This is a genomic window from Nocardia sp. XZ_19_231, assembly GCF_015355705.1.
In the GTDB taxonomy this organism is placed as follows: domain Bacteria; phylum Actinomycetota; class Actinomycetes; order Mycobacteriales; family Mycobacteriaceae; genus Nocardia; species Nocardia salmonicida.
On record NZ_JACUZI010000003.1, the window covers coordinates 570,462 to 588,134 of the forward strand.

General features: G+C 67.1%; 15 protein-coding genes. 5 read left to right on the top strand and 10 right to left on the bottom strand.

Annotated elements, in window-relative coordinates:
- Window positions 1-3: 3 nt before the first annotated feature.
- A complete protein-coding gene (locus IBJ82_RS15935) occupies window positions 4-624 on the bottom strand; it encodes a 50S ribosomal protein L25/general stress protein Ctc (protein WP_194826688.1) in 621 nt (206 codons plus the stop codon).
- Between the two features lie 419 nt (window positions 625-1,043).
- Here IBJ82_RS15935 and IBJ82_RS15940 point away from each other — a divergent pair, with 419 nt between their 5' ends.
- Window positions 1,044-2,684, top strand: a complete 1,641-nt coding sequence (locus tag IBJ82_RS15940; RefSeq protein ID WP_194826689.1) for a peptide chain release factor 3 — start codon at window positions 1,044-1,046, stop codon at window positions 2,682-2,684.
- Window positions 2,685-2,702: 18 nt separating this feature from the next.
- On the opposite strand, the gene IBJ82_RS15945 is transcribed toward IBJ82_RS15940, so the two are convergent.
- A complete protein-coding gene (locus IBJ82_RS15945) occupies window positions 2,703-3,269 on the bottom strand; it encodes a nuclear transport factor 2 family protein (RefSeq protein ID WP_194826690.1) in 567 nt (188 codons plus the stop codon).
- Window positions 3,270-3,509: 240 nt separating this feature from the next.
- A complete protein-coding gene (locus IBJ82_RS34700) occupies window positions 3,510-4,382 on the bottom strand; it encodes an Abi-alpha family protein (protein WP_082843540.1) in 873 nt (290 codons plus the stop codon).
- Window positions 4,383-4,718: 336 nt separating this feature from the next.
- On the opposite strand from IBJ82_RS34700, the gene IBJ82_RS15955 reads away from it, so the two are divergent.
- Together IBJ82_RS15955 and IBJ82_RS15960 are read left to right on the top strand one after the other, a co-directional pair.
- Window positions 4,719-5,993, top strand: coding sequence for a hypothetical protein (locus IBJ82_RS15955; protein WP_370585330.1), 1,275 nt, complete (start codon window positions 4,719-4,721; stop codon window positions 5,991-5,993).
- Window positions 5,984-6,829 carry an Abi-alpha family protein gene (locus IBJ82_RS15960; protein ID WP_194826692.1) on the top strand — a complete coding sequence of 282 codons (846 nt, stop codon included), beginning with the start codon at window positions 5,984-5,986 and terminating at the stop codon, window positions 6,827-6,829. Before IBJ82_RS15955 ends, IBJ82_RS15960 begins: the two co-directional genes overlap by 10 nt.
- On the opposite strand, the gene IBJ82_RS15965 is transcribed toward IBJ82_RS15960, so the two are convergent.
- Both IBJ82_RS15965 and IBJ82_RS15970 read right to left on the bottom strand, forming a co-directional pair.
- Window positions 6,826-8,616 (bottom strand): ABC-F family ATP-binding cassette domain-containing protein, encoded by a 1,791-nt coding sequence (locus tag IBJ82_RS15965; protein ID WP_194826693.1) that lies wholly within the window; start codon window positions 8,614-8,616, stop codon window positions 6,826-6,828. The two genes, IBJ82_RS15960 and IBJ82_RS15965, sit on opposite strands and share 4 nt — an antisense overlap.
- 197 nt (window positions 8,617-8,813) lie before the next feature.
- The gene (locus IBJ82_RS15970; RefSeq protein WP_194826694.1) at window positions 8,814-9,749 is read right to left on the bottom strand and encodes a 4-(cytidine 5'-diphospho)-2-C-methyl-D-erythritol kinase; all 936 of its coding nucleotides are present in this window, start codon (window positions 9,747-9,749) and stop codon (window positions 8,814-8,816) included.
- 151 nt (window positions 9,750-9,900) lie between these two features.
- On the opposite strand from IBJ82_RS15970, the gene IBJ82_RS15975 reads away from it, so the two are divergent.
- Window positions 9,901-10,107: a heavy-metal-associated domain-containing protein gene (locus IBJ82_RS15975; RefSeq protein ID WP_194826695.1), complete on the top strand. Its 207-nt coding sequence runs from the start codon at window positions 9,901-9,903 to the stop codon at window positions 10,105-10,107.
- 280 nt (window positions 10,108-10,387) lie between these two features.
- Here IBJ82_RS15975 and rsmA read toward each other — a convergent pair whose 3' ends face one another.
- From rsmA to IBJ82_RS16000, 5 genes are all read right to left on the bottom strand, one after another.
- The gene (rsmA, locus tag IBJ82_RS15980; protein ID WP_056813872.1) at window positions 10,388-11,272 is read right to left on the bottom strand and encodes a 16S rRNA (adenine(1518)-N(6)/adenine(1519)-N(6))-dimethyltransferase RsmA; all 885 of its coding nucleotides are present in this window, start codon (window positions 11,270-11,272) and stop codon (window positions 10,388-10,390) included.
- A 34-nt stretch (window positions 11,273-11,306) separates the two neighbouring features.
- Window positions 11,307-12,461, bottom strand: coding sequence for a lipase family protein (locus tag IBJ82_RS15985; protein WP_194826696.1), 1,155 nt, complete (start codon window positions 12,459-12,461; stop codon window positions 11,307-11,309).
- 84 nt (window positions 12,462-12,545) lie between these two features.
- Window positions 12,546-13,697: an alpha/beta fold hydrolase gene (locus IBJ82_RS15990; RefSeq protein WP_194826697.1), complete on the bottom strand. Its 1,152-nt coding sequence runs from the start codon at window positions 13,695-13,697 to the stop codon at window positions 12,546-12,548.
- A 203-nt stretch (window positions 13,698-13,900) separates the two neighbouring features.
- Window positions 13,901-15,028 carry a resuscitation-promoting factor gene (locus IBJ82_RS15995; RefSeq protein WP_194826698.1) on the bottom strand — a complete coding sequence of 376 codons (1,128 nt, stop codon included), beginning with the start codon at window positions 15,026-15,028 and terminating at the stop codon, window positions 13,901-13,903.
- 172 nt (window positions 15,029-15,200) lie between these two features.
- Window positions 15,201-16,055 (bottom strand): TatD family hydrolase, encoded by an 855-nt coding sequence (locus IBJ82_RS16000; RefSeq protein WP_194826699.1) that lies wholly within the window; start codon window positions 16,053-16,055, stop codon window positions 15,201-15,203.
- 1 nt (window position 16,056) lies between these two features.
- On the opposite strand from IBJ82_RS16000, the gene metG reads away from it, so the two are divergent.
- Window positions 16,057-17,625: a methionine--tRNA ligase gene (gene metG, locus IBJ82_RS16005; RefSeq protein ID WP_194826700.1), complete on the top strand. Its 1,569-nt coding sequence runs from the start codon at window positions 16,057-16,059 to the stop codon at window positions 17,623-17,625.
- The last annotated feature ends 48 nt before the right edge of the window (window positions 17,626-17,673 follow it).

The window sequence follows — 17,673 nt, forward strand, 5'->3', positions numbered from 1 at the left end:
GTCTTACTCGGACTCGGGCGCGGTCTCCGCGGTCTCGGTCTCGGCGGCTTCTTCACCCTCGTCGTCCATCTGCGAGGCGGACGGCGCTTCGATCACGTTGACGATCAGCGCTTCCGGGTCACCGGCCAGGGTGACGCCCTCGGGCAGCGCGATGGTGCCGGCCAGGATCTGGGTACCGGGCGCGATGCCGTCGACCGAGACCTCGATGGTCTCGGGCAGGTTCATGGCGTCGGCCTCGATCGACAGGGTGTTGAGCTCCTGGGTGATCAGGGCGCCGGAGACGGCATCGCCGACGACCACGACGTTGACGTCGGTGGTGACGCGCTCGCCACGCTTGACGATCAGCAGGTCGGCGTGCTCGATGTAGCGACGGATCGGGTGGACGACGACCGACTTGGTCATCGCCAGCTGCGGCTGGCCGTCGATCTGCAGGTTCAGGATGGCGTTGGTGCCGTGCAGACGCAGGATCGCGGCGAACGCCTTGGCGTTCAGCGACAGGTGCTGCGGCTCGGCGTGGTGGCCGTACAGCACGGCGGGCACGTTGCCGTCGCGACGGGTACGGCGAGCGGCGCCCTTACCGAATTCGGTGCGGACGGCGGCTTCGATCAGATTGGCGTCGGACATACTGAATGCGCTCCTACGGCTGGTCATGGGTGACCCAACTCCGGGGTCAAGGTCTACTCGTCGGACGAAAGAACGAACGAGGACGGCCCAAAGAAACTCAGCCGAGCCGCGTCGATCACGGTGTGCGCACCAAACGGGCACTCACCCTCGCCGAGACAACCCGCCAACCATACCGCATCGACAATCGCACCCTGAAACCGCCATGTGACCGCACACCGACCCGCACATCCCGACCTCGAGGAGGGATCGCCGACGCAGTCGGCGGTTCGCGCCCGTCCCGTCGATCAGGTGCCGTTGCGTAGGCGACGAAGGAGCAAGCAACGGTGCCTGATCGACGGGACCGTCGGGGGCGCGAACTCGAGCGCGCCAGCGCTCCAATACTGTAGATAGGTTGCCGACCACTGCGAAAGGTTCGACCGTTGACCGAGTCCGGAGAAGGCGTCGCCCCCACCCCACGCGGGTTGCCCGCCGAGGTGGCCCGTCGGCGCACGTTCGCCGTGATCTCGCACCCCGACGCGGGTAAGTCGACGCTCACCGAAGCACTGGCGCTGCACGCGCGGATGATTTCCGAGGCGGGCGCGATCCACGGTAAGGCCGGTCGCAAGTCGACGGTGTCGGACTGGATGGAGATGGAGAAGGCGCGCGGTATCTCCGTGAGTTCGACCGCGCTGCAGTTCAACTACCGGGTCGCCGGGTCCGATGTCGACAATGTGATCAACCTGGTCGACACCCCCGGTCACTCGGATTTCTCCGAGGACACCTACCGGGTACTCACGGCCGTCGACGCCGCGGTGATGCTGATCGACGCGGCCAAGGGCCTGGAACCGCAGACGCTGAAACTGTTCCAGGTGTGTCGCCACCGCGGCATCCCGGTCATCACGGTGATCAACAAGTGGGACCGCCCGGGTCAGGACCCGCTGGCACTGCTCGACGAGATCAGCGAGCGGATCGGCCTCACCCCCACTCCCCTGTTCCTGCCGGTCGGCATCGCGGGCGATTTCCGCGGCCTGCTGCGCCGCGGACCCGAGGGCGAGGCGGCCGAGTACATCCACTTCACCCGCACCGCCGGTGGCGCGACCATCGCACCCGAGGAATACCTGACTTCCGACGAAGCCGAAGTACGCGAGGAGGAGGCGTGGACGACCGCCGCGGAGGAGAGCGAATTGCTCTCGGCGGCAGGCCAGGACCACGATCAGGAAATGTTCCTCGCGGGTCAGACCTCGCCGGTGATCTACGCCTCGGCGATGCTGAATTTCGGTGTGCGCCAACTGCTGGAGACGCTGGTCGAGCTGGCTCCCGCACCCGGTTCGCGTGCCGACACGACAGGCAAGGAACGCACGACCGGTGACCCGTTCAGCGCGGTGGTGTTCAAGGTGCAGGCGGGGATGGACACCGCCCACCGTGACCGGCTGGCGTTCATGCGGATCGTGTCCGGCGAGTTCGAACGCGGCATGGTGGTGACCCACGCGCAGACCGGTCGCCCGTTCGCCACCAAGTACGCGCTGACGGTCTTCGGCCGCGAGCGCACCACGGTCGACACCGCCTATCCCGGCGATGTGGTCGGCCTGGTCAACGCCACCGCGCTCGCACCGGGCCACACGCTGTTCGTCGAGAAGAAGGTGGAGTACCCGCCGATCCCGAGCTTCGCCCCCGAGCATTTCGCGACGCTGCGCGCGCAGAGCGCGGGCAAGTACAAGCAGTTCCGCAAGGCCATCGACCAGCTCGATTCCGAGGGCGTGGTGCAGGTGCTGCGCAACGACGCCCGCGGTGACGCCACCCCGGTACTGGCCGCGGTCGGTCCGATGCAGTTCGAGGTCGTCACCGCCCGGATGCAGGGCGAGTTCAACGTCGAGACCCAGCTGGACTTCCTCCCCTTCACCCTGGCCCGGCGCACCGACGCGGAGTCGGCGCCCGAGCTGGATCGCCAGCGCGGCGTCGAGGTGTTCACCCGCACCGACGGCGTGATCCTGGCGCTGTTCAGCGACAAGTGGCGGCTGCAGTACATCGAGAAGGAACACCCGAAGCTCACGCTGGAACCGCTGGTCGCGACCGCGGACTAGGGCTGTCTGGGTCGGCCGCTAAGCGGCCGGTCCCGGATTGCGTTCCACCGAGGAGATGTGGTTCTCCTGCGCGATCATTCCCCAGCGGCTCGCGGTGACTCGCAGGCTGGGCAGGTCGCTGAGCGAGAGCACCACCTCGTAGGTGCGCTCGTACCCGGTGTGCGAGATGCGCCAATGCCCGTCGTCGCAGCGCACGTAGCTGTCGGTGTAGAAGGCGGCGCCGCGCAGGCACATGTTGTGCTCGGGGATGATCACCGTGTCGGCCAGGTACCAGGTGCCGCTCGCGGTGTCACCGTCGACGTCTATCTCGGGGTGGTCGCAGCGGTGCTCGGTGATCACGTGCGGTCCGAGGGTGTTGCGCAGGAAGGCCAGGAAGGCTTCGCGTGACTCGAACTGCAGGTATTCGCTGTAGGTGGCGGTGGCCTCGGGGATCAGCGTGTCGGCGAACTCGTCCCAGGACTTGGTGTCGAGGCTGCGCGAATATCGGTACTTCAGCCTGCTGATCGCGATGAGGTCGTCGGGGTGATCCGGCGGGCGCTCGATCGATTCGGGCTGTTCGTCGTCGTCCAGCGGCTCTGACGTCATCCATGCCTCCCCCGAGTCCGACCCGGCGACCAACGGCGTGTCATCTCCGGGCAGTAACGGCGTAGGGCCTATCCACTCGGACACGACAGGTTCGTCGACGTGCACGTTCGGAGTTTCCGGGCCCTGCTCCATCTCTCCACGATCCCACCGGAAACGGCTCGCCGCCCGTTCTGTATCAGATCGCTATCACTGCTGACACCGGAGTGTGACCTCCGGCGCCGACCGTGCCGGCTGTCTGAGCTACCCGATGGTGAAGCAGGTGCGGCAGAAATCCTCACCGAATTCCGAGAGGCGAAGGCTCTTGCGCACGATCTTGGGCGCACGGCCCGCCTTCTTGAGCGCCTGCTCCACGACGGGCTGCACTTCCAGCACCATGTACCGGCTCAGCACGACCGGATCGTCGGAGGTGAGCGTGAGACCGAGTCGGTTGAGGTTGATCAGGTAGGACCGTGAGCGGTCCGGGTAGCGCACGCCCGCCTGCTCGGGGACCGAGGTCAGATCGCCCTGCACCAGCTCCGAGCCGATGCCGAGCGGTCGGTTGGTCCGCACGTCGACGGAGGGCTGCGGACCGTTGAGGGCCATGAACCGCAGGATGCGGGCCTCGTCGGGGGCGACCTCGTCGAGAATGCGGTCGTAGGCCGGGTGCACGTCCTCGGTGAAGTACACGTCCGCCGAGCGGGCCAGCAGCGCGTCGCCGCGCCGCCGCAGGTCATCGGTGGTGGCCGACTGCAGGTACGGGCCGACCGTGATGGCCTGCTGCGATGCCCCGTTGGGCGTCGGCACATAGCTGACGATCTCGCGCACCGACCCCTCGGTGACGCCAAGTGCGCTGCGTGCGATGGAGCGCAGGGCATTGCCGGTGCGCTCGGCGATATCGGCGGAGGATTCGCCGTCCAGCGCCGCCTGCGCCAGTTCCTTGGTGACCTCGTAGGTGGTGCCCACAGCCCACTGGCTGCCGCGCACCGCGGTACCGGCGGCCAATCCGGCGGCGCGGAAAACGCCACGGATCAAACGTGCTTCATTACTGATCTGTCGCTGCTCGACATCCGAGCTGCGCTCGACGGCGCGGGTACCGGCACGGGCCAGGTCCTGTCCGGTCCTGTCGTCTGTCACGTACTACTCCGAAGTCTCGCCATGTGAACAGTCCTGCCACCGCGCCCCCTGTGCGCAAGTTTGTGGGCTGTCACCAAAGGTGGTGGTGGTCATTGTTCCGACTTGCAAGGGTGAGTACGGCATTCGCAACAGGTTCTGTGACTGATGTCTCAGACACTACCCTGTGGTCTGACGCACGACGAATGGACCCAGTTCGTCAACTCACAGTAGGGTCACCTCGCCGCGGGGGTGATAAATTTTGGTTCTCGGTGAGGCGGTGGTCACCGGGTATCGGCAGGAGGGCGTGTCGTGTTGGAGAGTGTGTTCGGGTTACACCCGACACTCCTGCTAGAAATTGTGACCATTCCTCTTTTCACAGGAATTATCGGCTACATAACCAACTGGTCCGGCATTCTCATGCTGTTCCAGCCGATTCAATTCCACGGAGTCCGACTGCCCGGTTTGCGCGCGATCTTCCCCTTTCTACCCAAGCGGATCCAGGTATTGCCGCTGCTCAGCTATGACGGCCGGATCGGCTGGCAGGGCATCGTGCCCTCGCGCGCCGACAAGATGGCCAGCATCGCGGTCGACAAGGGGCTGTCCAAGCTGGGCAGCGTCGCCGACTTCTATCGCGAGCTCGACCCGGAGAAGCTGGCCGAACATCTCGCCGAGGTAGCCGACGCGCAGATCCGCGACATCGTCGAGGTGATCCTGCGCCGCGAACACCCGCAGCTCTGGTACAACCTGCCCGTTCAGGTCAGGGAGATGATCCATCAGCGGGTGCGCTCGCAACTGCCCGAGATTCTGCGCGACCTCACCATGGAGCTCGGCGCCAATATCGACCAGTTGCTCGACGTGAAGCAGATGGTGATCCGCTACTTCCAGGCCCGACCGCAATTGCTCAACCAACTGTTTCAGGTGCTCGGTGCCAAGGAACTGCGGTTCATGCAGAATTTCGGCTTCTACTTCGGTGCGCCCTGCGGGCTGCTGCTGGTGCTGGCATTGCACACCACAGGGCTCTCGGCGCTGGTCGTGCTTCCGGTCGGCGGGATCATCATCGGCTGGGTGGTGAACTGGATCGGCATCAATATGATCTTCGCGCCCGCCACGCCGAAGTGGTGGTGCCCGTGGCGCCAGGGTCTGCTGATCAAGCGCCAGCCCGAAATCACCGCGGGGTACGCGGCATTGGTGTCCACCGAGGTCGTCACCGTGGCCAATATCGGCGACGAACTGCTCAACGGACCGCGCTCGGACCGCACCCTGCAGATGCTGGAGGACACCCTGCGCCCGGCCGCCGACCGTGCGCTCGGGCCCGCGCGGCCCGCGGTGAAATTCATGCTCGGCAGCCGCGAGTACGACACGCTGCAAACAACTCTCACCACGCAGGCGATGACGATCGCGCCGATGGCGTTCGCCGACCCCGCGTTCAACGCTCAGCAGAGCAGACAGGTCAACGCTTACATCGCCCGGCAAATGTCCGCACTTTCGCCCCATGACTTCGTGGACATGCTGCGCTCGGCGATCAAACAGGACGAATGGTTACTTTTCGTCCATGGCGGTGTGCTGGGACTGCTCGCCGGATACGCTCATATCCTGGTCTTCGGAACAGGAGTAGCGACGACATGGATGTAGACGACGGGACCCCGTCCACCGACATGGTGCGACGTTCGGTACCGCCGCTCGAGGCATCAGGCGACAAGCGTGGCCTGCTGCCTGTCTCACCGGTGCGCACCGTTCGGGCCGCGACCGGCGTGGCGCGGGTCGCGCTGACCGCTGCCTCGGGGATGACGCTGTGGACGCTGGACACCGCGCTCGGGGTGACCGCCACGGTGGTACGCGGCAGCATGGCGGGCAACCCGCCCAACGAGGTACTCGCCGAAGCGGAAACCGAAGTGCGCGACCGGCTTCGGCACGCGCTCGGCCTGCCGACGAGCGCCGACCACCGCGGCGACGACGGCACGCCGACCCTGCGCGAGCAGGGCGCCGAACTGCTTCGCCTGTCCGCCAGCACGCATGCCGCACAGCCCGACTCCCATCCGGCCTATCCCGGCATCCTCACCGAGATCACGCCGGACGAGGCACGGATCCTGCGATTCCTGCACGTCGACGGGCCACAACCAGCCATCGATGTGCGCACCGGCCGTCAGCGGGCGTTCGGTGGCGAGCGGTTGATCAGCGGACTCACCATGCTGGGTGAGCATGCGGGCCTGCGGTTTCCGAACCGGGTGCCGCAATACCTGCCCAACCTGCGCAGGCTCGGGCTCATCGAGTACACCCGCGACCCCGTCGGCAACCCGCACCGCTACCAGGTCATCGAGGCCCAGGAGCAGGTGCGGGAAGCGATGAAGCGCCCCGGTTTCGGTACGAAGGTGACCTACCGCAGCATCCTGCTCACCGAATTCGGCGCCGACTTCGTCCAGACCTGTTTACCTGTCGTGATCAACGACGGTCGCGAGACCGCGACCTAGTTCTCGCCGAGCTCCGCCAGTTCCATCCAGCGTTCTTCCGCTGCTTCCTTTTCGGCCACGACTTCCTTGAGTTCGGCTCCCAGGTTGATCAGCTTGTCCGGGTCCGTCGCGGCGTCGGCCAGCGCCTTGTGGAGTTTCTGTTCGCGCTCGTCGAACTTGGCGATGCTGCGCTCGACCTTCGACAGTTCCTTGCGGGCGGCGCGGCGGTCGGACGAATCCGTCGAGGTGCCACCGGTCTTCGCGGTGAGCGGCTTGACATTGCCCGCCATGGTGGCGCGCTTGGCGAGGTAGGAGTCGATGCCACCGGGCAGGTTGGTGAGTTTGCCGTCGCCGAACAGGGCCCAGGTGGAGTCGCAGATGCGCTCGACCAGGTAGCGATCGTGGCTGATGACCACCAGGGTGCCCGCCCAGTTGTCGAGCAGGTCCTCGAGCTGCTGCAGGGTGTCGATGTCGAGATCGTTGGTCGGCTCGTCGAGCAGCAGGACGTTCGGTTCGGCCATCAGAATGCGGGTCAGTTGCAGGCGACGGCGTTCACCACCGGAGAGGTCGCCGACCGGGGTGCGCTGGCGGGCCGGGGTGAACCCGAGCCGTTCGGCGAGCTGGCCGGCCGAGATCTCCTTGTCGCCGAGCATGATTCGCTGCGCGACCTGCTGCACGGCCTCGAGCACCCGCATATCGGTGGGCAGGTCGTCGAGTTCCTGACGCAGCCAGCCGATCTGCACGGTCTGGCCCTGGATCCGCTTGCCCTTGGCGGGTTCGGTCTCCCCGGCCAGCGCGCGCAACAGCGTGGTCTTGCCCGACCCGTTGACGCCGACCAGGCCGACCCGCTCGCCCGGCGCGAGTCGCCAGGTGAGGTCGTCGACCAGCACACGACCGTCGGGGGTGGCGAGGGCAGCGTCTTCGAGTTCGATCACCACGCGGCCGAGGCGCTTGCGCGCGAACGCGGCCAGCGAGACCGAGTCGCGCGGTGCGGGCACGTCGGCGATCAGCGCCTCGGCGGCCTCGACGCGGTAGCGCGGCTTGGAGGTGCGGGCCTTGGCGCCGCGGCGCAGCCAGGCCAGTTCCTTGCGGGCCAGGTTCTGGCGGCGCGATTCCGAGGCGTCGGACTGACGTGCCCGTTCGGCGCGGGCGAAGATCCAGTCGCCGTAGCCGCCCTCGTAGACCTCCACCTTGCCGCCGACGACCTCCCAGGTGCGGTTGGCGACGGTGTCGAGGAACCAGCGATCGTGGGTGACAACGACGAGTGCGGTGCGTCGGGCGACCAGATGTTCGGCCAGCCACTGCACACCCTCGATGTCGAGGTGGTTGGTCGGCTCGTCGAGGACGAGCAGGTCCAGGTCGCGCACCAGCGCTGCGGCCAGGGCGACTCGGCGGCGTTCACCACCGGAGAGGTTGGTGACCAGGGTGTCGAGCCCGAGGTCGGCGATGCCGATGCCCTCGAGGATCGAGCGCACGCGCGAATCGGCGGCCCATTGATGATCGGCGATGTCGACGGTGGACAGATCGTCGGAGAGCCCGGCGAACACGATCGAACCGATGCTCGCGCCCTCCGGCAGCACGCCGCGCTGGGTGACCACGGCCATCCGCAGCCCACCCACCCGGCTCACCCGGCCCTTGTCGGGCGGTTCCAGTCCGGTCAGAACCTCGAGCAGCGTGGTCTTACCGCCACCGTTGAGGCCCACCACCCCGATCCGTTCCCCCGCGTGAATTCCGAGGGAGACGTCATCCAGCAGCGGCTTGACGCCGAAGCTCTTGGAGACCTGTTCCAGGTTGATCAGGTTGGACATAGATGTAGCCTGTTCCGCCTCCCCGCGACTTCTAGCCGGACTCAGGCGCGGGGAGGCGGTGCGTCGGCGGCCTACGTTGGATTGCTGGATCAGTGGGCCCGTCCCCGGCGAGTTACCCATGTCCATACGAGATCTGTTGCTTGCGATCATAGAGGACCGGCCGTCGGCCGCTCTGGCCCGCCACCGCGGCGGGCCCATCAGCCTTTGGACGATGCCTCGGCATCGAGCACTCGCGCGCCCGGAACTGGCCCGCTCGCGGTGCGCACGCTGCGGCACACGCCCGCACCTGCCAGTTCGGCGGCGACACCGATCGCGACTTCCTCGGATTCACAGAGGAAGGCGCAGGTGGGGCCCGAGCCGGAGACCAGGCCGGCCAACGCGCCCGCGCCGACGCCCGCGCGCAGGGTGCGGCGCAGTTCCGGTTTCAGCGAGAGGGCCGCGGCCTGCAGATCGTTGCCCAGCAGCGGCGCGAGGGTGTGCGGGTCGCCCGCGGCCAGTGCCTGCATGAGTTTTTGGGGGTCGCCGAGACGCGGCGGCTCGCCTTCGGCACGGAGGCGGTCGAGTTCGCGGAAGACCGAAGGGGTGGACAGGCCCTCCTTGGCCAACGCCAGGACCCAGTGAAAGGTGTTGCGTGACAGCACCGGAAGCAGGCGTTCGCCGCGACCGGTGCCCAGCGCAGTGCCGCCGTGCAGAGCGAACGGGACGTCGCTGCCGAGCTCGGCGGCGATCGTGGACAGTTCGTCGCGGGCCAGGCCGAGGTCCCACAGCTCGTTCAGCCCGACCAGGGTCGCGGCCGCGTCGGCGCTACCGCCCGCCATGCCACCGGCCACTGGGATGCCTTTGGTGATGGCGATCTCGACCAGCGGGGCACGGCCTGCCAGGTGCGCCAGGCGGACCGCGGCCTTCCAGACCAGGTTGGTGCGGTCGGTGGGCACCTCGGCGGCGCCTTCGCCGGTGACCCGCACGGCGAGCGAGGCCGACGGGGCCAATCGGAGGTCGTCGGCGAGGGACAATGCCTGGAAGACGGTGGTCAGGTCGTGGTATCCATCCGGACGCAGATCAGCGACTCCGAGATGCAGGTTCACCTTCGACGGAGCTCGCACGACGACCGGGCTGGGCACAACTGACAGCACGATCACCAAGCGTAATAGGTTCGGCCGACTAGTACGCACGTCGAACACCCATCGCTCGAACAAGGGGTTGCGCGAGGTACCCATGGGGGGTATGTTCTTTCGTGTCGGGGACATACCCCTGGACCGTATGTTCGAAGCGAAGGAGTCGGCTATGGCCACCACCACTTACACCGTCACAGGGATGACCTGCGGACATTGCGTGAGCTCGGTCAAGCAGGAGATCGGCAAGATCGACGGCGTCACCAGCGTGGATGTCGACCTCGCCAGCGGTCTCGTTCGCGTGGACAGCGCGGGCGAACTGGCCGATACCGAGGTGGCCGCCGCGGTCGACGAAGCGGGCTACGCGCTCAGCGCCTGATTTCCTCGCCGCCGGTGCACGGCTGACCAGTCGTTCACCGGCGGTTCACCCCCGTCGTGCCGCCCGACGAATCATCCACAATGTCATCCACATCCCTACCCAGGCGTGGTGAGACACGAATTCCGGGGTTCGACCGGGAGCGCCACCCGCCGACCATGATCAACTCCGGACACGGCGAAAACCGGTTATCCACAAGTGCTTTCACAGGGACCGCCCGACCCGTGTCGATGAACGGCCGGTGTACTGCGGGTTCCCCTGCGAGAACCCACGATTCGCGGACCTAAGTCGTCGCCGCCAACCGGACGAACGCCGCGGTTTCGAGGGTCTCCCCCCGTGCCGTCGGATCGATACCCGCGGCGACGAGCCTGCGCTCGGCTTCGACGGGCGAGCCCGCCCATCCGGACAGCGCTGCCCGCAACGTCTTTCGCCGCTGCGCGAACGCCGCGTCGATCACCTCGAACACCCGGCGGCGATGCGCCTCGTCCATCGGCCACGGCGGTTCGACATAGCGGTCGATGCGCACCAGTCCCGATTCGACTCGCGGCACCGGCCAGAAGACCTGCGTCCCCACATGGCCTGCGCGACGAACCTTGCCGAAGAAACCCGCCTTGACACTCGGAACCCCGTACACCCGATTGCCGGGCTCGGCGGCCAGCCGGTCGGCCACCTCGGCTTGGACCATCACCAGCGACACCATGATGCTCGGCAACGTCGCGAGCAGGTGCAACAGCACGGGCACGGCCACGTTGTACGGCAGGTTCGCCACCAGCGCGGTCGGCACGGCGGGCAACTGCTCCGGGCGCACCCGCAGCGCGTCGGCCTCGACCACGCGCAGACGCTCCACCAGGCCGGGCGCGCGATCGGCGACGGTTTCGGGCAGGTAATTGGCCAGCACGGGGTCGATTTCGACGGCGACCACCTGATCGACCACGTCGAGCAGCGCCAACGTCAGCGAGCCGAGACCTGGACCGACCTCGAGCACGGTGTCGCCCGCACCGACACCGGCCGCGGACACGATGCGACGCACGGTATTGCCGTCGTGCACAAAGTTCTGTCCGAGCTGCTTGGTGGGTCGGACGCCGAAACGTTCGGCCAGCGTCCGCACCTCGACGGGACCGAGCAATGCGGCACGGCTACCGCGAGCGGAATTCTCTGGTTCGGACACCGCTAGAACCTACCAACCTCGCCGATGAGGCAGCTCAGCGCTGTGTCGGGGCGGCATTGACGCGCGCGAGGAAGCCGTCGATGGCGGCGAGCTGCTCGGGCGAGACCGAGCCGTGCTGGCCGGTGCCGGTGACCACCTGCTGATCGACGCCGTTGGCCGCGAGCTGAGCGACCAGCGCCGCGTGCAGCGGAGACGGCACGACCGTGTCGGTGACGTTCATCGTCAGCAGGATCGGGGCGTCGTAGCCACTGGTCGGCAGCATCATGTACGCCGCGAGCGGCTCACGCAGCGGAGCGAGCGGGCGCGCCAGGAAATCGGCCGAGGTCACGCCCTTGGTCGCGGCGAGGATCTCGTCGAGGCACTGAGTGCCCGCGTCGTCGACGAGCGCCTTGCCGCGCTCCGTCAGATAGGAGTCCACATCGAGTTCCGGGTGCGTGGCGCGCAGCCCGGCCAGGATGCTGACGACGAACGACGTGGTGCCCGAAAGTCCGGGCGCCGACGGGATGTCCGGCCCGAGCAACGGCAGGATCTTCTCCACATCGGAGGCAGCGTCGATGGCGGCGGTGCCACGGAAGTCCAGCTCGGGAGCGTATTCGGCCTGAACATGCGCCGCGCTCAACGCCGCGTGACCGCCCTGTGAGGTGCCCGCCGCGGTCCAGGTCCGCGACAGTTCGGGGCTGGCGGCACGGGCCGCGCGAACCAGGTCGATCGTCGCGGTCGCCTCGCTGCGCACCTCCAGATATGGGTGCGGGCCGGTGTCGAAGCGGCCGAGGCCGAGGTAATCGGGGGTGACCACGGCGAAGCCCTGGTCGACGAACCGCTTGATCAGCCGGTCCTCGGACGCGCGATGCAGCGGCAGCGGCGCGAGCTCCGGGTCGGCCTGACCGCCGCATCCCGGGCCGGAGCCCGACGTGCCGTGGGCATAGGCCACGATCGGCCAACCACCCGCCGGGGCTTCGCCTTCGGGGAGGAACATCGCGCCGCTGGCCGGGCGCTGGACGCCCGCCGAGTCGGTCATCCAGTATTCGACCGAGGAGCCCCTGTCGAGCCCGTGCCAGCCCGCGGGCTCGGCCTGCACCGAGATGAGTGAACCGGGGGTCTCGGCCGTTGCCGGGGTGAAGCCGGCGGCCGTGACAGCGCTCGCGGCCAGCGCGGCGACAACGGTCGCCCGAATCGGGTTCTTCAGCACAGTTCGGTCTCTCTACCAGGCGATCAAGATTTTGGACGAGTGTACAGATCAACGACCCTCGGAACCCCGAATGACAGAGAACCCTTAACCTGCGGCGACCCGACCCAAGAACTCGTCGATCGCGGCCCACATCGCCGGATTCAGCTCGCAGTGACTGCCTGTCCCGACCACCGGCGTGTAGTTCACGCCGCCTGCGGTGAACTGCGCGGCCAGCGCCGCATGGAGCGGCGAGGGCACCGTGCGGTCGGTGGCGTTGACCAGCAGCAGGATCGGCGCGTCGTACCCGCTGGTCGGGACGGTCATGTAGTCGGCCATCACCGAGCGCAACGGCTCGTCCCCGAGCGAGCGGCTGAGCATCTCACCCAGCGTGAGATCGGCGACCCGGTCGTCGATGGCGTCGGAACACATGGCACCGATCTCGTCGATGACCTGGCGGCCGAGCGGGCTCAGGTAGGTGTCGACCTGCGCATCCGGGCGAGCGGCTCGCAGTCCGGCCAGAATGCTGGCCGAGAACCCCAGAATTCCGCCGCTGAGTCGATCGGGGTTCCCCGGCCCGAGCAACGTGGCCACTTTCTCCACGTCCGACTCCGGGTCGATCGCGATGGTGCCGCGGAAGTCCAGCTCCGGCGCGTAGCTCACCTGCCGATGCGCGGTGCCGAGCGCGGCCTGCCCACCCTGCGACATTCCCGTCGCCACCCAGACCGGCGACAGATCATCACGTACAGCATGCGCGGCCCGGAGCATATCGATCGTGGCAGTGGCCTCGGTATCGATCCCGAGGTACGGATGCGGACCGGTGTCGAACCTGCCGAGACCCAGATAATCCGGCGCGACGACAGCGAACCCCTTCGACACCAGATGCCGCAGGAAAACGTCCTGGCCCGCTTGCGCTTGCGGCCACGGCGCACCCGCCGGATCCGACTGCCCGCCACAGCCCGCGCCGAGTCCCGTGGTCCCGTGGTCGTAGGTGGCGACCGGCCAACCACCCGCGGGCGCGGCCCCGGTCGGCAGATACAGCGCGCCACTCGCGGGCTGCGGCACACCCCCCACACCCCGGGTCCAGTAGTCGATGACCTGGGCCCCCGACATCCCATGGAACCCGTCGGCCTGTGGAACAACCGCGATAACCGTTCCCGGCGCGTCCGCGTGCGCCACCGTCACCGGCGCGCACACCCCGACCCCCGCCGACAGCACCACCGTGGCAATCGCACGCCACCAGGCCGAAACCGTAGACATCTCAACCACCCGTCGACTCGTTCAACGACCCGACCCCGCCGCACGAGCACAGCAGACCCGGCGAAACGAGAGCACTGTACCGGCAGTTCCGCCTCACCGGGTATTCAGCGTGCCGTCCGGGAGCTCGATTGCCAGTTCTCGGCCTTGCGTCAGGTGCGCACCAGATGGGAGGTGGCTGGGGAGTTACCAATGTTCTTGCGAAATCAGCTGATGCCCAACCGTCCGGTGCAAGCCGGCCACGCGCCCCAGCCCTGCCGCGCCCGAGTCACCTCGGCGATCGCGATCTGTTCTTCCCGACTCGCCAGGTCGGCGCGCGGCGCGTACTTCAACCCGCCCTGTCGTTCCCACGTGCTCTGATCGAACTGGATGCCGCCGTAGTAGCCGTTGCCGGTGTTGATCGCCCAGTTCCCCGTCGACTCGCACTTGGCCAGCGCGTCCCACACAGCACCGTCGCGCACCGGCGGCACCTCGGTGCCCGGCTTGGCGCCCTTCCGAATCGTCTTGGGCTGCGCGGGCGTGATCACATTCGAATTCACCTGCACGCGTGAGGCTTCGGCACCATTGACCATCCGCACCGCGAAGGTCGCCTCGTGCAGACCGGGCATGCCCGGGTTCTCGACCACGGTGCGGCTCATGTTCATGGTCACGTCCTCGATCACCGTTTCGACGGGATCCAGCGGCAGGGTTTCGGTGCGCTGTTCGGTGTGCTGGCGCGTGACGACGACCTGCATGCCCTCGGCGAGCGGTGTCGTCGCGGCGGGCACCGTGAAGTCCTCGTCCTTCAGCGGAACGCCTGCGGCAGCGAGGAATTCACCGATGGTCGCGGCGGCGAGGCGCACATCGATCGGGGCGGCGCCGCCGTCGACCAGGGAGATATTGCGCGGGGTGTACACGCTCAGCGCCGCACCGGCGAGGGGCAGCTTCTCGGTGCGCGACGGCAACACGTGGGTGTCGGACGGGATCTGCATCGACGCGAGCGCGTCGCCCGCGGTGGTGCCGGTGGTCCACACCGTGCGCTCGACACCGTCGACGGTGACCGTGATCTCGCGGCCACGGTTGAAAGTAATCGTGGCGCCGTCGCCGACCTTGGCGCCCGCGGCGGGAATCACCTCGTCGTGTTCGCCGATCTCGTAGCCCGCGTCGGCCAGAATGGCGCGCACATCGCGCGACATCGTCGAGAGCTCGGTCTGTTCGCCGTCGATGACCAGCGCCACCGTCTTGTGGTTCACGATCGCCAGCGAGGCGCCGACGAGAAGAATCAGCAGCATGGCCGCCACCGCTGCGAACAGCAACGGTGAACGTGACGAGTTGATCCGCGCAAAAGCTGACATGATTACAGGACGATAACGACGAGGTGCGCGGTAGACAACACCAGGCCGCCCGAACAGCGGGATCGTAGATCACAATTCGATATAGACAGCGCTGGTAGATAACAACGTGAGCACAAGAATGTGAGCCGACTCACGTTTATTGTCCAGCCCCCTGCCGAACAGACGAAACGGACTACCGAATCCGATACAGCCTGCGCGCGTTGGCGGTGGTGATTTCGGCCAGCGCCTGCGGATCCTGTTCGCGCACTTCGGCCAGCGCGCGCACCGTGTACGGCAGGCAGTACGACTCGTTCGGCGCACCGCGATACGGGTGCGGCGTCAGATACGGCGCGTCGGTCTCCACCAGGATCTGGTCGTCGGGCACCAGCTTGGCGGCCTCTCGAAGTTCGTGCGCGTTCTTGAAACTCACGGTGCCGGAGAAGCTCAGCACGTACCCCTCCGCCACGCAGGCCTCGGCCATGGTCGCGTCGGAGGAGAAGCAGTGGAAGATCACCGTGTCCGGCGCGCCTTCGTCGAGCAGCACCGTGAGCAGGTCGTGGTCGGCTTCGCGGTTGTGGATCATCAGCGGTTTGCGCACGCGTTTGGCGAGGTCGATGTGCCAGCGGAAACCCTCGATCTGGGTTTCGACGTCGGCGCAGCCGTCGAGCTTGCCCGGCCAGTAATAGTCGAGGCCGGTCTCCCCGACCGCCACCACGCGTGGGTCGGCGGCGAGGAATTCGAGCTCGGCCTTGGCCTTGTCGTCGAGAGCGTTGGCCCGGGTGGGATGCAACGCGACGGCGGCGTACACCCGCGGATCCCACTGCGCCGCCTGCACGGCCCACTGCGCGGCCGCGAGATCGTCGGCCACGGTCACCACGTGCCCGACACCGGCCGAGGCGGCGCGGTCCACGATGGCCGTGGTCGACGCGGCATCGGTTGCGCCACAGGCATCGAGGTGGGTATGCGCGTCGATCAGGGGCGCGAGCGGCGTCGGAACTGGCGGAGCCGGACGATTCGTATTTGCCACCCGGATTACAGTAATGGGCATCATGAGTGCACCCGTAGGCGCCGAGGCGCCCGCCTTCTACGTCACGACGGCCATCGCGTACCCCAACGGTGCGCCGCATATCGGCCACGCGTACGAGTACATCTCCACCGACGCGATCGCCCGCTTCAAGCGACTCGACGGTTACGACGTGTTCTTCATGACCGGCACCGACGAGCACGGTCAGAAGATGCAGCAGACCGCTGCCACCGAAGGCATCGGAGTGCAGGAACTCGCGGCCCGCAACTCCGATGTCTTCGAGGCGATGGACAAAGCCCTCGACATCTCGTTCGACCGCTTCATCCGCACCACCGACGAGGACCACCAGGCCGCCTGTGTAGCCATCTGGGAGCGGATGCTCGCCAACGGCGACATCTACCTGGGCAACTACTCCGGCTGGTACTCGGTGCGCGACGAGGCCTTCTACAACGAGGACGAAACCACCCTCCTCGCCGACGGCACCCGCGAGTCCACCGAGACCAAGACCCCGGTCACCTGGACCGAGGAGTCGAACTACTTCTTCAAGCTCTCGGCGTATCAGGACAAGCTCCTCGCTCTCTACGAGGATCACCCCGAGTTCATCGCGCCCTCGACCCGGCGCAACGAGATCGTCAGCTACGTCAAGGCCGGTCTGAAGGATCTGTCGATCTCGCGCACCACCTTCGACTGGGGCGTTCCGGTCCCCGGCGAGCCCGACCACGTGATGTACGTGTGGGTCGACGCGCTCACCAATTACCTGACGGGCGTCGGCTTTCCGAACACCGACTCCGCGGCGTTCGAGAAGTTCTGGCCGGCGAACCTGCACATCATCGGCAAGGACATCACCCGCTTCCACACGGTGTACTGGCCCGCGTTCCTGATGTCGGCCGGGATCGCACTGCCGGACCGGGTGTTCGTGCACGGGTTCTTGTACAACAAGGGCGAGAAGATGTCGAAGTCGACGGGCAATGTCGTCGACCCGCTCTCGCTGGTGTCCACCTACGGCCTCGACCAGGTGCGTTTCTTCCTGCTGCGCGAGATCTCCTACGGCCAGGACGGCAGCTACAGCAACGACGCCATCGCGGGCCGGATCAACAGCGACCTGGCCAACGAGTTCGGCAACCTGGTCCAGCGCAGCCTGACCATGGTCAACAAGAACTGCGACGCCAAGTCCCCCACGCCCGGCGAGTTCACCGACGAAGACCGTGCGCTGCTCGACCGCGCGAACGGGCTGCTCGCCAAGTGCCGCGCCGAGTTCGACGTCCAGCAGATGCACCTCGCCCTGGAAGCCATCTGGCTCACCCTCGGCGAAACCAACCGCTACTTCTCCGCCAATGCCCCCTGGGCACTGCGCAAGTCGGGCACCGAAGAAGACCTGGCCCGCATGGCGACGGTCCTCTACGTCACCCTCGAGGTGGTCCGTATCGTCGCCATCCTGGTCCAGCCGGTGATGCCCGGCTCCGCGGCCAAGATCCTGGACCTGCTCGCCCAGGAAGCCCGCACCTTCACCGATATCGCCACACCTCTGGCCCCCGGCCTCGACCTGCCTGCGCCGGAACCGATCTTCCCGCGCTACATCGAGCCCAAGGAATAGTCGAACGAGCTGTGGCGCACGACCTTTCGCCGTGCGCCACAGCTGGTC